The sequence below is a fragment of the Gemmatimonadota bacterium genome, assembly GCA_040882465.1.
Taxonomy (GTDB): domain Bacteria; phylum Gemmatimonadota; class Gemmatimonadetes; order Longimicrobiales; family Gaopeijiaceae; genus JBBEBG01.
Genome location: JBBEBG010000036.1, coordinates 211,730 through 228,154 on the forward strand (window position 1 = coordinate 211,730; position 16,425 = coordinate 228,154).

The 16,425-nt window shown below is 68.1% G+C and carries 9 protein-coding genes; 7 read left to right on the forward strand and 2 right to left on the reverse strand.

The window, feature by feature from the left end; translation table 11 throughout:
• The first annotated feature begins 136 nt into the window (after positions 1–136).
• The 7 genes from WEG36_13925 to WEG36_13955 all read left to right on the forward strand — a co-directional run bounded on the left by WEG36_13925 (position 137) and on the right by WEG36_13955 (position 13,833).
• Positions 137–2,548, forward strand: coding sequence for an ABC transporter permease (locus WEG36_13925; GenBank protein MEX1258708.1), 2,412 nt, complete (start codon positions 137–139; stop codon positions 2,546–2,548).
• The gene (locus WEG36_13930) at positions 2,541–4,958 is read left to right on the forward strand and encodes an ABC transporter permease (protein ID MEX1258709.1); all 2,418 of its coding nucleotides are present in this window, start codon (positions 2,541–2,543) and stop codon (positions 4,956–4,958) included. The genes WEG36_13925 and WEG36_13930 overlap by 8 nt, the downstream gene beginning before the upstream one ends.
• Before the next feature lie 5 nt (positions 4,959–4,963).
• A complete protein-coding gene (locus tag WEG36_13935; protein ID MEX1258710.1) occupies positions 4,964–7,381 on the forward strand; it encodes an ABC transporter permease in 2,418 nt (805 codons plus the stop codon).
• A 4-nt stretch (positions 7,382–7,385) separates the two neighbouring features.
• Entirely contained in the window at positions 7,386–9,872 is a 2,487-nt protein-coding gene (locus tag WEG36_13940; protein MEX1258711.1) for an ABC transporter permease, read from the forward strand.
• A gap of 166 nt (positions 9,873–10,038) precedes the next feature.
• A complete protein-coding gene (gene ggt, locus WEG36_13945) occupies positions 10,039–11,817 on the forward strand; it encodes a gamma-glutamyltransferase (GenBank protein MEX1258712.1) in 1,779 nt (592 codons plus the stop codon).
• A 61-nt stretch (positions 11,818–11,878) separates the two neighbouring features.
• Entirely contained in the window at positions 11,879–13,102 is a 1,224-nt protein-coding gene (locus tag WEG36_13950) for an FAD-dependent oxidoreductase (protein MEX1258713.1), read from the forward strand.
• 293 nt (positions 13,103–13,395) lie between these two features.
• The gene (locus WEG36_13955; GenBank protein ID MEX1258714.1) at positions 13,396–13,833 is read left to right on the forward strand and encodes a hypothetical protein; all 438 of its coding nucleotides are present in this window, start codon (positions 13,396–13,398) and stop codon (positions 13,831–13,833) included.
• An 86-nt stretch (positions 13,834–13,919) separates the two neighbouring features.
• Here WEG36_13955 and WEG36_13960 read toward each other — a convergent pair whose 3' ends face one another.
• Positions 13,920–14,639: a hypothetical protein gene (locus tag WEG36_13960; protein MEX1258715.1), complete on the reverse strand. Its 720-nt coding sequence runs from the start codon at positions 14,637–14,639 to the stop codon at positions 13,920–13,922.
• A gap of 64 nt (positions 14,640–14,703) precedes the next feature.
• The gene (locus tag WEG36_13965) at positions 14,704–16,422 is read right to left on the reverse strand and encodes a hypothetical protein (protein MEX1258716.1); all 1,719 of its coding nucleotides are present in this window, start codon (positions 16,420–16,422) and stop codon (positions 14,704–14,706) included.
• Positions 16,423–16,425: the final 3 nt, after the last annotated feature.

A 16,425-nucleotide genomic window follows, 5' to 3' on the forward strand; every position in this document is an offset into this window, starting at 1 on the left:
GCGGCACGGTCCTTCCTTAAGGAGTCTCCGTAGGGAGTGCGCGCTCCCTACGCGGAATTCGGCCCGGGCCGGCCCCGGGGCGGAACCGCTTCACCGGCATGCGAGCGCACGCCGACCTCGGCTTCAAGGTGGGTGCATGAGAGAGTTCTTCGCCGACATCCGTCTTGCCCTGCGAGGACTTTTCCGCGACCGCGGCTTCACCGTCGTCGCGACGGCGACGCTCGCCCTCGGCATCGGCGCGAACGCGGCCATCTTCAGCGTCGCGGACGCAGTCCTTTTTCGCCCGCTCCCGTACCCGGAAGCCGACCGCCTCGCAACGCTCTGGGAGGTGGCTCCGGCGACCGGGGAGGCGAACCTCGTTTCGAGCGGAAACGTCCTCGACTGGAGCGACGCTCTGACCTCGTTCTCCGAGATCGGGGCTTACGGCGGGGCCATCGAGCTGGGGATCGCCGGCTCGGGAGATCCGGATCTGGTGGTCGGCCTCCAGGTCACGCCGAGCGTCTTCGGAGTCCTCGGCACCGCGCCCGAGCTCGGCCGCCCCCTCCCTTCCGGCGCAACCGAAGAGCCGACCGTCGTCCTCAGCCATGCCCTCTGGGAGAGCCGTTTTGGCGGAAATCCCGATGTCCTGGGTGAGACCATCCTGATCGAGGAAGTCGCGTACACCGTCATGGCAGTCATGCCCGGGGAATTTCAGTTCCCCTCTTCCGACGTCCAGCTCTGGCTGCTTCTCGGCCTCACCGAGGCGGACCGTGAGTCGAGAAGGAGCCACCAGTGGCGCGTCATCGGGAAGCTCGGTGAAGACACTTCGTTGGACGCGGCCCGTTCGGAGCTGCTCGCGTTGACCTCGCGCATCGCGGAGGCGCATCCGGAGTTCATGGAGGGGTGGGGCGCCAGGGTGGAGCCGTATCGGGCGGACCGCACCCGTGACGTGCGCGCGAGCCTTTTCCTCCTCCTCGGGACCGTCGGACTCGTCCTTCTGATCGCATGCGCGAACGTGGCGAACCTCCTCTTGGTGCGGGGGCTCGACCGGGCGAGGGAGTTCGCGGTGCGTCAGGCGCTCGGCGCAGGGAGGGGTCGTCTGATTCGCCAATCCCTGACGGAAACGGGCGTGCTGACGGCGCTCGGGCTGGGCGGCGGGCTCCTCCTCGCGGGAGTGGGACTCGACCTGCTCCTCGCGATCGCGCCGGGCGGGGTCCCCTTCCTGGAAAACGCCCGCCTCGACGCGCGAGTCGTCGTAACGGCCGCCGGAACCGCATTCGCCGTGAGCCTCGGAATCGGTCTCATTCCCGCGCTCCGGGCCGGGGGAGGCGGAGGATCCACACCCACCCCACTGCGCCCAGATCTCGCTGCGCAGGGCATTCCCCGGCGTCTTCGCCACGGTTTTCTGGCCGCGCAGGTCGCGGGCGCGCTGGTGCTGGTGGCCGGAGCGGGACTCCTCGTTCGAAGCCTCCTCGAGTTGGGAGAGGTGGACCCCGGCTTCGATACGACCGATCTCTGGGCGGTCTCCGTAGACGTCCCGCGAGCGCGCTATTCCGAGCAGGCGGATCAGGATGCGCTCTACGACCGCTTCCTCGGGGAAATCCGCGCAATTCCCGGCGTTATCGCGGCGACGGGCACGGCGGAGCCACCCGTCGTCGGTTTCGGCAACACCTTCAGCTTCGTGATCGAGGGGAGGCCTCGCCCCGGGGCGAACCCGCGGGAGGCCCCCGTCTCCCTCCGGGCCGTGACCCCGGGCTACTTCGAGACACTCGGCATCCCCCTGCTCGGAGGTCGGGCGCTCGCCGGGGGCGACCGATCCGGTGCACCCCCGGCCGCGGTCGTGAACGATGCCCTGGCCCGTCGGCTCTGGCCGGACGGGGATGCCGTCGGCGCCCGGATCCGCTTCGCGGACGAACAGCCTTGGGTGGAAATCGTGGGAGTCGTCGGCGACACGCGCGATCTCGGTCTCGACGCCGAGCCGGAAGCGGCGATCTACCTCGCGCATGCCCAACGGTTCTGGCCCTGGATGTCGTGGATGACCGTTCTCGTCCGGTCCGCCGCGGATGGTGTCGTTCTCGCTCCGATGCTCCGTGACGCACTGGGAAGAGTGGACGACCAGCTCCCGGTCCGCAGGCTCGCGGCCGTCACCGAGCTGTACCGGGGGAGCGCCGGAACGCGGACCTTCGTCGCCCGCCTCCTTGGGGCGTTCGCCGGAGTCGCTCTCTTGCTCGGCACCGTCGGTGTTTACGGCGTAGTCGCGTATTCGGTGGCCCGGGGCCGGAGAGAGATCGCCATTCGCATGGCGCTGGGTGCACGCCCGACCGGGATTCGAGGGGCGGTCCTCCTCGAGGGAGCCGGGGCGGCGGCAATCGGCGTCGCGGTCGGACTCGTCGCAACCCTCTTGGCGGGTCGGGCCGTGGAGGGACTCCTCTTCGGGATCGCGCCGACCGATCCCCTGACCATCGCGGCCGCGGTGGGCGTGCTCTTTTCGGCAGCCGTCGCCGGGAGCTGGCTTCCGGCACGGCGGGCTGCACTCACGATTCCGATGGAGAGACTCCGGCATGGGTGACCTGCTCGGCGATTTCCGATTCGCACTCCGCCAGCTTCGGCGGAGTCCAACCTTCTCCTTCGCGGCGATCCTCACGCTGGCCCTCGGAATCGGTGCGAGCACCGCGATGTTCAGCGTGGTGAACGGGGTGCTTCTGGAGCCGCTTCCGTACGAGGATGCGGAGGACCTGATCCTCGTTCGGCACTACAACCGGCTGAACGAGGTCGAGAGAGAGACTCTTTCCATCGGCACCTTTCGGGAGGTGGACAGAGAGGCAGGTGGCTTCAGCCGGATGGGCGGGGTCGCACCCTTCGACTGGAACGTCACCATCGGACGGGAGGCGGGGCCGGCCCGCTTCGCCGCGCAGTTCGCCTCGGCCTCCCTCCTCGACGTGCTGGGCGTCCGTCCGGCGCGCGGGCGATGGTTTCTTCCCGAAGAAGATGCGGTCGGGGGCACGCCGGTGGCCGTCGTGAGCCACGGCTTCTGGACCAGCGAGTTGGGAGCGGACCCCGCCAGCGTGGGGAGCACCCTCCCGATTGACGGGGTGCCGACGGTGATCGCGGGAGTGATGCCGCCCGGCTTCGAGCTCCTGTTCGCGCCGGATCTCTGGCTTCCATTGGAGCAGAGCCCCCTGGCCATTCGGGAAGGCGTCCGCTGGATCACGGGCGTGGGGCGACTCGCGGGGGGGGTCGGGTTCGACGCCGCCGGGGCGGAGGTCGCGGCGATCATGGACCGACTCGCGGTCGAGCTCCCGGACGCGAACGCTGGACTCGAGGCCGACCTTCTCCCGCTCGGGGAGGAGATCGTGGGGGGAGTCCGCGGACCCCTGTTGGCGCTTCTGGCGGGAGTCGGCGTGGTCCTCCTCATCGCCTGCGCGAACGTGGCGAGCCTTCTCCTCACCCGCGCCCTCGGACGGGACGGAGAGATGGCCCTCCGCGCGGCCCTCGGTGCGCGCCTTCCCCGGCTCGGCCGCCTTCTCGTCGTCGAAGGAGTCGTGCTCGCGGTCGCCGGCGGAGTGCTTGGATTCTTCTCGGCTCAGTGGATCCTCGACGGACTCAGGGCCTCGGCCGGGCTCGATCTCCCTCGCCTCGAGGCCGTCGCCGCCGACGGGCGGGTTCTTTTTTTCCTCCTTTTCGTAACCGGCCTCGCGGGAGTGCTCGCCGCCCTCGGACCCCTTTTGCACCTCGCCAAGGGAAACCTCCACGCGCCTCTTCGCGGGGGGATGAGAGGCGGCGCCACGCGCTCGCGGCGCCTCCAGGGTGGACTCGTGGCTTCGCAGGTTGCGCTCGCCGTCGTGCTTCTGGTGGGTTCCGGACTCCTCGTGCGCAGCTTTGCGGCCTTGCTCGGCGTGGACCCAGGGTTCGAGTCCGATGGAGTGCTCACCTTCCAAGTGGGAATCCCCGCGGAGAGTTATCCCTCCGCCGAAGAGCGTCTCCTGTACGTGGAGGATCTCCTGACGCGGGTCGAAGCCATTCCGGGGGTCTCGGAGGCCGGGGCCACGACGCGGCTTCCCCTGATGGCGTTGAGCCTCACCACGACGCTCGAGGTGGAGTCGCGCCCGGCTCCGGTCCCGGAGCATCCGGAGATCGAATTCAGGAGGATCACCCCGGGTTATCTCCCGGCCATGGGAATCCGCTTGGTGGAGGGGCGCGATCTCCTCCCCGAGGAATTGGCCTCGGAAGGGTTCGCGATCCTCGTGAATCAGGCGGCGGCCGAGCGGCTCTGGCCCGGCGGGACCGCCCTCGGAGAGCGCGTGCGCTTCTCGACCGCGAATCCGGGCCCGGACGACCCCTGGTACACCGTCGTCGGTGTCGTGCGGGACGTGCGGCACTTCGGACTCGGTGAAGAGGCCCGCCCGGAGACTTATTTCAGCTTCGCGGGCTCCCCTCCGACCTCCCCCATCGTCTCGATGCGCTCCAGCGTTCCCCCGACGTCGCTCCTGGCCGAGGTCCGCACCGCCGTGAGGGAGGTGGATCCCCAGGTGACGATGTGGGAGCTCGCCACGATGAACGAGCGCCTCGCCGGCTCGCTCGCCCGGCGTCGCGTGGGGCTCTGGATCGTCGGTGGATTCGGACTTCTCGCGCTGGTCCTGGCGGGGCTCGGGGTGTACGGCGTGGTGAGTTATTCGGTGGGCTCGCGGGGGCCCGAAATCGGAATCCGTCTCGCGATGGGGGCCCGCGAACGCCAGGTTGTGGCATCGGTTCTCGGCACGGGCCTGGTCCCCGTTCTTGCGGGTCTCGGCATTGGACTTGCCGCCGCTCTCGCGGGGAGCGGCCTCCTCGCGGAATTCCTGCACGGGGTCGCCCCGAGGGACCCCCTCATCCTGGCCCTCGTGACGCTTCTCCTGGGAGCGACGGGTGTTGTCGCCACCCTGATCCCGGCCCGCCGCGCGACCAAAATCGATCCGATGTACGTGCTTCGCGGAGAATGATGCCGATGCCAAATCTCATTTCGGACCTCCGAATCTCGATTCGCCAGCTCATCCGCAGTCCTGGCTTCTCCGCAGCGTCCGTGATCACGCTGGGACTCGGAATCGGAGCGGCGACCACCCTCTTCGGACTGGTCCAGGGGATTCTTCTGGCGCCCCTTCCTTTCCCGGATCCGGACCGTGTGGTCACGCTCCACTCCGCCGATCCGCCCAGGGGTGCCACGGAGATCCCCATCTCCCTTCCCGACCTCCGCGACTGGGCGGCCCGGAGCGCGGCCGTCCCGGCTATGGGTGTCTATTCGACGCTCCCCATGCACCTGGTCCTCCAGTCCGACGCGGGGGCGCGGGAGCTTCGCACGACCCATGTTTCCGCGGGATTCTTCACCGCGCTCGGCGTCGCTCCCCTCGCCGGTCGGGTCATCGCGGAGGCGGACGAAACGGGCGATCCCCGGGTCGTCGTGGTCAGCCACGGATTCTGGACCGACGAGCTGGGCTCCGATCCCGCGGCCGTGGGTCGCACGCTCCGCCTATCCGACGAGAATTTCAGTGTCGTCGGAGTGATGCCCGCCGGCTTCGCCTTTCCCGAGGTGGGGATGGAAGTGTGGACGCCGCTGGCCATCGTTTCTCAGAGCTCCATTCCCACGGAGATCCGAGGGGTCCGATTCCTGGAGGGAATTGGGCGCATGGGGCCCGAGGTCACCCCCGAGCAAGCGCGTTCCGAATTGTCGTCCGTCGCGGCCGCCCTCGCCGAGGAGTATCCCGAATCGAATGAGGAGATTCGCGGCGTGGACGTCCTTCGGCTCAAGGACGCCACCGTGAGTGGCGTCGCGCGCTCGCTTCTCCTGGTTTTTGCGGCGGTCGGCTTCGTGCTCGTCGTCGCCTGCGCGAACGTGGCGAATCTGGTTCTGACCCGAGGGCTGGGGCGCACCCGGGAGTTCGCCGTCCGCATCGCCCTCGGGGCCGGCCGAGCGCGCCTGATTCGAATGCTCGTCACGGACAGCCTGGTGCTCGGCGTGCTGGGAGGAGCCGCCGGAACGCTCATCGCCTTCTGGACGACCGGGGCGATCAAGGCCCTCAACGCCGGCGTCCTCCCGAGAATCGAAGAAGTTGAGGTCAGCCCCGAGGTCCTCCTCTTCGCGACTCTCGTGTCCCTGCTCACGGTCGTGGCCTCGGGGCTCCTGCCCGCGCTCGCTTCGGTCCGCCTCCATCCGGCGAACGAGCTTCGCGCGGGAAGCCGCACGGGATCGTACTCGGTCGCGCCCGGAACGCGCCGGGCCCTGATCGCCGCGCAGTTTGCCGCCTCGGTCGTCCTCCTGGTGGGAGCCGGCCTCCTCGGCAGGAGCCTCTGGCACCTTCAGACCCTCGACGTCGGTTTCGAACCCGAGGGGGCCCTCTCGGTTTCGCTCGTGATCGCGGCGAGCCGGTACCCGGAACGGGAAGATTACCGGGCCTTCCACCGCGAGACTCTCGACCGGTTCCGCGCGATTCCGGGTGTCGAGGCCGTGGGATCCATCCGGTCTCTCCCCACTCTCGGAACCGGGGAGTCGTGGGACTGGGAGCTTCCGGGCGAAGACCCGGCGGTTCGAGAGGGCCGGGAGTCCGCCGACGTGCTTCAACTCTCCCCGGGCCTTCTCAGCGCCATGAGAATCCCACTCGTGGCCGGGAGGGATTTCACCGACGGGGACCGTGAGGACGCGGTCGGCGTCGTCCTCGTGAACGAGACCTTCGCGAGAACCGCCTTCCCCGGAGAGGAGGCGGTCGGACGCACGATCCGGGCCTCGTCGCTGGATTGGACGATCGTCGGCGTGACCGGAGACATCCTCCAACGAGGGCCTCAGGCTCCTCCGCGGGCGACGATCTATCTGGCCCAGGAGCAACTCTCTCGTCGCGGGATGGCCTTCGTCCTTCGTGCATCCGGCGACCCGCAGGCACTCGTCGCGCCCCTCCTGGGACAACTCCGGGAGATCGATCCGGGGCAGGCCCTCACGCAGATCCAGACCCTCGCCGACGCGGTGGATTCGTCCATCGCGCGGCCCCGCTTCTTTGCGCTCTTTCTCGGCGCGCTCGCCACACTCACGGTGGTGCTGACCGCCATCGGGCTCTACGGCGTTCTCGCCTTCCTCGTCCGGAAGCGGACTTCGGAAATCGGCATTCGGATGGCGCTCGGTGCCACCGGGCGAGAAGTCGTGCGGGTCGCCCTCAGCGAGGGCGTGGGTCCCGTTCTCGCGGGGACGGTGCTCGGTGTCCTGATCGCCGTCGCGGGCGCCGGAGTGACGCGGGCCGTGCTCTTCGGTGTCGAGCCGTTGGATCCCTGGACCTTCGTCGCCGCCGTCTTCGTTCTCCTCCTCGTGGCCGCCCTGGCCACCTGGATCCCCGCCCGCCGAGCGGCAACTCTCGATCCCCTGACCGCCCTCCGCTCGGAGTGAAACGATGAACTCCATCCTCCAGGATCTGCGCTTCGCGCTTCGTGGCCTCGGCCGCCGCCCCGGTTTCACCGCAATCGCGGTCCTCACCCTCACCCTCGGCGTCGGCGTCAATACGGCGGTCTTCTCCGTGGTCCGCGCCGTGGTCCTGAGGCCGCTTCCCTTCGAGGACCCGGAGGAGCTCGTCCGTATCGCTGGGCTCGATATCGCCACGGGAGAAGCGGACAACCTCTCCCCCGCCGACTTCATGGACCTGGAACGCGAGTCGGGGCAGTTCGCGAGGATGGGGGCGCATGGGTGGATCGGGCCGGCCACCGTGAGCGACGGCGCGACCGCCCAGAGGATCGGGGGTGTGCAGGTGACGGAGGGATTCTTCCCCACCCTCGCCGTAAACCCGGCGCTCGGCCGCCTCTTCGCACCGGAGGAGGACCTTCCCGGCGCGAGCCCCGTCGCCATTCTCTCCGACGGGCTCTGGCGCTCCATGTTCGGCGCCGACCCTTCGATCGTGGGTCAGACCATCTTCGTGAATGCGACGGCCACCACGGTCGTCGGCGTGCTCCCCGCCGAGTTTCGGCACATCGAGGAGCGCACGGACCGGAGCGCCGAGATTTTCACGCCCTATCGGTTCGAGCGTGCCGATGCGAACCGGGGAGGCCACTTCATTCGCGCGGTCGGCCGCCTCGCGCCCGAGAGCACGATCGAGGAGGCACGCTCCGAACTCTCCACGATCGCCGGCAGGCTCGAGGGGGAGTATCCGGAAAGCAACACCGGGCAGGGTGTACACTTGCAGCCACTTCGCGCGGCCGTCGTGGGCGACGCGGGGAACACGCTCCTCATCCTCCTCGGCGCGGCGGGGCTCGTCCTCCTTGTGGCGTGCGCGAACCTGGGAACGCTCCTCCTCGCGGTAGGCGCCGGCCGGGAGCGCGAGCTGGCGGTACGCACGACCCTCGGCGCCGGGCGCCGGAGACTCGTGCGGCAGCTTCTGACGGAGTGCCTCGTGCTCGGGCTGATCGGCGGAGCAGGAGGGCTCCTCGCCGCCTCCGCCACGACCAGTCTCCTCACCCGCCTCTCGGCCGCCGGCATCCCGCGCGCGGGGGACATCGCCCTCGATCCCCTGGTCCTCACCTTCGGAGCGCTGGTGGCGATCGTCGCCTCGCTCGCCTTCGGAATGCTTCCCGCGCTTTCCCTCTCGTCCGGGGATCTCCAGAGCGCCCTCGCGAAGGGCGGCCGGCAGGGCGTGGGCGCGGTTGGAAGGCGCTCGAGAGAGATCCTGATCGCCGCGGAAGTCGCGCTCTCCGTCGTCCTGGTGGCCGGCGCGGGACTTCTGGTGGGCACCTTGCTAAACCTGAGAAACGTTTCGACCGGCTTCGAACCGACGCAGGCGATCACCATGGAGGTCGCACCCCCGACGGCGCGGTATCCGGAAGGGACCCAGACGCCTCTCCAACAGGAGCTGGAGGCGCGCGCGCGGGCCATCCCGGGCATCATCGCGATCGGCGGAGTCAACATCCTTCCCCTGACCGACAACTATGACAGTCGCGGCATTTACGTGGACGGGAGGCCCCTTCCCCCGCCCGGTGAAGGCCCGTCACCGCAGGCCAGGACCGTCACACCCGGATACTTCGAGGCCATGGGAGTCCCGCTCGTGCGCGGCCGACTCTTCGACTCGAGGGACCAAGCCGGATCTTCCCTCGTCGCGGTGGTGAGCCAGTCGCTCGCGGATCAGCTCTGGCCCGGAGAAGATCCGATCGGGCGACGGTTCACTTACAATAGCGGCATCCCCGATGAGGCCCTCAGCGCTGCCTGCCCGGATCTGGAGTTCAGCTATCAGTGCATCGGTGGTCCGGGGTCCCGCGAGGTCGTCGGGGTGGTCGGCGACGTGAAACATCTCGATCTCCGGGAGGCGGACGCCATCCCCATGTTTTACACGCCGAACAGTCAGACACCGTCCTATCATGCGATGATCTTCGTCGTCCGCACGCGGGCCGAGCCCACCGCGATCGTCGCGTCCATGCGCTCCGCGCTCGCGGAGATAGACCCCGAAGTGCCGTTGGCCCAGGTCCGTACTCTCGACGACGTCCTTTCCTTTGCGGTCGCGCAGCCCACCGTCCGCGCCGGGCTCATCGGAATGTTCGCGGTGCTCGCCGTCGTCCTGGCCTGGATCGGAGTGTACGGCGTGGTGGGGTACCTCGTGACACGAAGGCGTCAGGAAATCGGAATCCGAATGGCCCTGGGCGCGCCGGCCTCCCGGCTCCTCGGGTTGTTGGCTCGGGATGGACTCCGCCCCGTCGCGATCGGGATCCTGGTCGGTCTGCCGGTGGCGCTGGTCCTGAGCCGCGTGCTGGAGAGCCTGCTTTTCGGGGTGAGTCACCTGCATCCGGGAGTCTATCTGATCGCGGCCCTCGCCCTGGCCGCGGCCGGACTCCTGGCGACGCTCCTTCCGGTCCGCCGGGCCCTCCGGCTCGATCCCGCCGTCGCCCTCAGCGAGGGGTGACCTCTCGGCGCCCCCGAGAGGGGCGAGGCGAACCTTGCGGGAGGCCGTTACGGGCGGTACGCTCGGGCTGATGGGCACGAGGCGTGGCCTGGACTTCAGGGGTGGTCCGGGCCGCGAACGGCCCTTTTCGAAGGTTGACACCCCCCTCTCGACCGGAGGAGTTCGTATGGTCGGATGGCCCGCAGTCTCGCGCCCGCGAAAGCGTTCCAACAGCTGGTTCTCACTCGCCGGGCTGGCCTTGGCCGGCGGCGTGCTTCTCGCCTCCTGCGCCCCCGCGGCTCCCGAACCGATCCGGGTGTCCCCGCAGGTAGACCAGGCCGCTGTCGGCCAGACGGTCCGGACCACCGGGGGGGTCGTCGTTTCGCAGAACGAGATTGCCAGCCGGGCCGGGGCCGCCGTCCTTCGAGCCGGAGGGAATGCGGTTGACGCCGCCATCGCGACGGGGCTGGCCCTCGCGGTCGTCCATCCGACGGCCGGAAACATCGGAGGCGGCGGGTTCATGGTCATCCGCTTTCCCGATGGAAGCTCGACGGCTATCGACTTCAGGGAAAAGGCTCCTCTCGCGGCTCATCCGGAGATGTTCGTGGATGAAAACGGGGAATACTCCCGTCAGGTGCAGGCGAATTCCCACCTCGCGGTGGGCGTCCCCGGCACGGTCGCGGGATTCGCCCTGGCGCACGAACGATACGGACGAGCCGAATGGGCGGGCATCGTCCAGCCGTCGGTGACGCTGGCGGCCGAAGGGATCGTCCTGAGCGAGGGGCTGGCCCGGTCGCTCGCCGGGCAGGTCGGGGGATCCATGTCGAGATACCCCGCCAGCGTCCAAGCCTTCTCCAAGAACGGAGTACCTTACGCGGCCGGCGAGACCTGGGCCCAGCCCGACCTGGCCCAGGCGCTCACCCGCATCATGAACGAGGGGCGAGACGGCTTCTATCTGGGGGAGACCGCCCGTCTCATCGCCACCGACATGGCGGCGAACGGCGGAATGATCACGGAGGAGGATCTGGCCCAATACGACGCGGTCGAGCGCGAGCCGATCCGAGGCACGTACAAGGGATACGAGATCATCAGCATGCCCCCGCCGAGCAGCGGCGGCGTGGCGCTCGTCCAGATGCTGAACATCCTGGAGGGGTTCGATCTCCAGTCCATGGGCCAGGGGACGGCGCCTTATTTCCACCACATGGCCGAGGCCCAGAGGCTCGCCTACCGGGACCGCGCCCGCCACCTCGCCGACTCCGACTTCTGGCCCGTTCCCATCGAGATGTTGACCAGCAAGGATTATGCGGCCGAGCTCCGCGCGGGGATCGATCCGAACCGTGCCGGCGTCTCCTCGATCGAGCAGCTCGAGATCCCGGTCGAAAGCATGGAAACCACCCACTATTCGGCGGTGGACGCGGACGGCCTGGCCGTCTCGGTCACGTACACGCTGGAGGCCGGCTACGGCTCCAAGATCACGGTGCCGGGCGGCGGCTTCCTCCTGAACAATGAGATGGGCGACTTCAACGGCTTCCCGGGGATCACCACCGACGGGGGGCAGATCGGGAACGAGCCGAATCTCGCCCGCCCGGAGCAACGGATGCTCTCCAGCATGACCCCGACGATCCTCGCCCGTGACGGGGAGCTGGTGGCAGTGATCGGAAGCCCCGGCGGGCGGACGATCATCAATACCGTCCTCAACGTCGCGATGAGCATCATGGAGTTCGGCATGGACCTCGAGGCGGCTCAGGCCGCGCCCCGAAGCCATCATCAGTGGCTCCCCGATCGGCTCTCGATCGAGAACCGGGCCGACGTCAGCGTCGTCCAGGCGCTCGAGGCGATGGGGCACACCGTGAACCATGGCGGTGGCCAGGGACAGGTCCAGGCGATCATGTTCGATCCGGCCACCGGGATGCACGTGGGCGTACCGGATCCTCGGTCTTCGGATGCGGGAGCGTCCATCGAATGAGGGCGCGCGCGACAGCGGCGCGAAGGACACGCCATCACTCAGGCCTCGGCCGGAGGGCGTGATGCGGCGGCGGCGGTTCCTGGCGACCGGTGCAACGGCGGCGTTCGGCCTCGCCCTGGGAGGTTGCGCTCCCAGGCTGTTCGGCGGATCCACGCCACGGCGGCCACCCGTCAATTTATATCCCGTCCAGGTCTCCTGGGACCGTGTCATCCGCACGACGGTGGGCCTGCGTCCCGCCCGCGACTCCGGCTTCGTTCTCCGCGCCGACCGGCTGGATGCCAAGACCGTCATCCAGAACTACGGGCACGGCGGCTCGGGAATGTCGCTCTCCTGGGGCACGGGCGCCCTCGCGGCGGATCTCGCGCTCGCCCACACGGATCGGCGCGCGGCCGTGATCGGCTGCGGGATCGTGGGGCTCACCTCGGCCCGCCAGCTCCAGCGAAGGGGTTTCGACGTAACGATTTACGCCAAATCCCTCCCGCCGGATACGACTTCGAACATGTCCTGGGCCGGATTCACCCCCACCTCGGGGCTCGTCAGCGGTGACCGCCGGACTCCCGAGTGGGACCGGCAGTTCCGGGAGGCCGTGCAGATCGCCTACCGCGAGCATCAGCTTCTGGTGGGACGGGGATACGGAGTCGCCTGGATCAACTCCTTCTCGCCGACGACCAACGCGACGGGAGGAGGGGGCGGCGGCGGTGGAGGAGGAGGGGGCGGCGGCGCTCAACAGGAGCCGCTCCTTCCGGCCTCCACCGAGGTGGGAAGTGTTCTCCTCCAGCCGGGGGAACACCCGTTCCAGACTCCCTACGCGCGGATGCGTCCCACGCTGCGCTTCGAGCCGTCCATCTATCTGGAAGCGCTCATGCGTGACGTCCTCGCCTTCGGAGGACGCATTGTGGTACGCTCCTTCGAGTCTCCCGCGGACTTCATGCTCCTCGACGAAGAGCTGATCGTGAACTGCACGGGACTCGGGGCTCGGGATCTCCTGGGGGACACGGAGCTCACGCCGGTCAAGGGACAGCTGGTCGTCCTCATCCCCCAGCCCGAGGTGGATTATTCCATGGGGGGAATGATGCCGCGCCACGATGGGATCGTCCTGGGGCACGTGCAGCAGCGGGGAGAGTGGAGCCTGGAGGTGAACGAGGAGGAGCGCGTGCGGGTCATGGAGAACGCGATGGAGGACTTCGCCGGAATCCGCATCCCTTCCTCTCCACCAGGTCCCTATCGCGTGTCCGAGGTGGGGACACCGCCGGCGGTAGAATCCTTTTTTGGGTTGGCCTCCTGAGCTCGGCGGACCCGACGCGAATAACGCTGGTATAACTAGCTTAGTGGCAAGGTTCTCTTATCCGTTGGTTCGCGGTGCCTCCCGGCGCTCCCGGTCGGCGGGAACCAACGAGTTGACGGTGTAGCGACCAGAACGCCTTCGGGCCGCGGCCGATTCCGGCCCCTCCCCCCGTTTGGCCGCTCCGGAGGTGACCTATGGATTCCTCGATGCGCCCCGTTCCCCCTCCAGGCGCCGACTCGTCGCGTCCCGAGGGCGGAGGTGCCCCGCACGGCCTTCGCGGGCCCGGGAGGCCGGTGAAGCTCCGCTTCACCCTCTTCCTCTTGGCCGCCGTCGGGGTGGCCGCATCCGTGGGGTGCGCTTCCGCTGCCGTTGAGACGAGCGCCACCGGGGCCTCATCGCTCGGCAGCTCCGACAGCCGGACGATCACCCTTTCCGAGGTCCAGGCCGTCGGAGGCACGAACGCCTTTGACGTCATCGCGCGCCTCCATCCCAACTGGCTCCTGGCCGCCGGGACCCGAGCCCGGAGCACGCGCCTTCCCTCCGAGATCGTGGTGGTCACGGACGGTCAGTACTTCGGGCCTGTGGGGGCTCTCCGTCAAATTCCCATTGGCATGGTCGGCGGGATCCGCTACCTGACCGGGACGGACGCGACCAATCAGTTTCCATGGCTGGCCTCCGGGCGGCATGTCGAGGCGGCGATCATCGTCAGCCAGCGGACCGTGATTCCGTAGCGGGTCCCAAAAAACGTCGAGGCGGCCCCACGCTTTCGCGGGGCCGCCTCGAACCTGCCACGGGGCGGTGTTCCAGCTCTCGCGACTCAGAAGGTCATCGAGACCCCGGTCGTGAACATCACGTCCCAGTTGGTGACGTCGTCCGTCACGCCACCGTAAAACCCGACGGGCTCGATCGGGTTCGCGGGAGTACCAACCCGCCAGTTCCCCCCGTTGATCCCGAAGCTGTTGAAGTTCGAGCGATACGCCCGGACTTCGGCGTTGAAGCCGAACCGGCCGAGCGATGCATGCCGGACTTCGACTCCCCCGGCTCCGGTCACCACGAAGTACCGTTCCTCGTCGTGGAGCGCGTTCGACCAATAGTACTGCTTCCCACCGACCCCCGCGGCGATGTACGGAAAGCCGGAGAACGATCCGGTATCGAAGGTCTGGCGTGCAACCACCTCGCCGGTCAACATCCACTGAGTGGCCTCCTGGACCGCGAGCGCCGCGAAGGGAAATTCGTCATTGGTCCCCGAATTCGAGCTCCGCATGACCTTCGCACGAAGGCCGATGCGCTCATAGGGCCAGACCGTCGCGGACGCTCCGAAGGCCGCCCCGCTTTCGAGGCTGCTCTGGCCACCCGTGGGGTCATCAAATTTCGTAACGGGCGCGAGCATCCCGAAGTGGATGGCGAAGTTCACGATTTCGTCCCCCGCCCCTGGACCGGAGCCTAGCTGCGCGGAGGCCCCCGGTGCGAAGGCCGTCGTGGCCAGCAGCGCCGCCCCGGCGAACGCGACCCCCTTAATCTTGTTTTTGCCTCTCATGAGACACCGTCTCCTTAGTCTGTTTCAGGTGGACGCGGTCTCCCGCGTCGCACCCCGGGGTTCGTCAGTTCGGGGTGGGTCCGTAGGTCGCCGTCGAAGGATTGCCGACCCCTCCATAGGTATAGAGGGACAGCCCGTATAGACTGAGGGCGTTCCCGGGAACGGGCCAGTGCAGCAGGGCGCCGTCCGGAAGTGTGCCCCATCCCCTCGATTCCGCATACCCACGCGCCACATCCATCACCGCATTTTCGATGACGATCTCATAGCGGAGGGCGGCAAAAAGCCCACCGCAGTCTCCATTGTCCAACCGGGGCACGCAGACACCCCCTGGGTTGGGAACGCCCGCCACGGTCACCGCGGGAAGCCCGGGATGCTCGGTCCCGAGAATCGTCCGTGGCCGGGTCCTCGTGACATTGATGAGGGGCACCGCGGCCGCGGCGTTGTTGGTTCGGAGAAACGCCTCTGCTCGCAGCAGCGTGTTCTCATCCACGGTGATGAGTCCATACTCACCGATGTCGTCGGCGTCGTCGTTCAGGTTGGAGATCCCATTCTCCAGGTGATGCCGCCGCCACTGGTACGCCGAGAAAAGGTACGTGCCCCGCTCGGCGGTGAACCCATTGTCGTTCGCGTGATATACCGTGTACGACCCGTTCGAGGTGGGCGTCAACCCCGTGATCCGGCGGTCCGGCGTCTCGATGTTGAACCGGTCGCGCTGCGCAACTGGCGAGCCGATCCAGTTCTGGTATGCACCCGACTGATCGGCCGGGCCGATCGCCCGGTAGTCCCAGCGGTAGTTCTGTGTCCCGGTGGCCGAGTTGATGAATCGGGACATGAGCTGGCTTTCCCGGACCCCCTGGAGCTGGAACTCGTAGTCTCCGACCGCGTCGTTCAGCCCGTTGGCCGTGTACGCGAGCACACGGTCCCACGGCACGTCCGCGCGGTCCTGCGGGTTCCGCGACGAAAGCACGAGCAGGCGTGCGGCCAGAGTATTCGCCATCCGTATGAACTTGTCGTTCGAGATGGGCGTCGGTGACCCGAACCAGAACTGCGACTCCGGGAAGGCCGGATACTGCACAACCGTCGGATTCGCCTGCGCGATCGAGATCGCCTCTTCGAGCGCGTCGATCGCCAATTCAACCACCACGTCATAATCGAAGAGGTGCTCGACGGCGACGTCCACCACCAACAGGGGGTCAGCGGGAAGCTCGACATCCTCCGGAAGGGCATGGAACTGATCGAACATCATCGCACCGTATCCCCACGCCCACCCCTGCATGAACTTCGCGAAGGCCCGGGCGCGTGGGGTCACGTCTACGTCGTCTTCCTCGATCTCGATTCCGCCGTCGAGGAACCGCAGCCCGTCGTAAGCGACGCTCGCGGTCTCGTTGACCCAGGCCCAGTAGTCGCGCGCGCCCTGTGGGCCGTTTCCGATCGAGAGAATCACCCCGTTGTCGTGGAGACCTCGGGGCTCTCGGAGTTCCTCCCAAAAGAGTTGGGTCGTGAGGCCCGACATCGTAGCCGTGGATTCGGAGGCCGCGACCGGCCATGCCGCCGTCGTCTGCTGGTCGTCGTGCAGCGCGTTCCACATCGTCGGATAAAACGCACCTCCGATGAACGCCTGGACGTCCTCCGCGTTTCCCGCCGCACGCGCAGCGTCCGCGTCGTTCAGGTTGGGTATGTCCAATTCGAGGCACCCGGAGGCGCCCGCGAGAACCACGAGGGCCGCAATGAGGCGTGCGGCCCCCCTGCCCCTCGATCCCGTCGATCTATTTTTCTTCAGCATCGG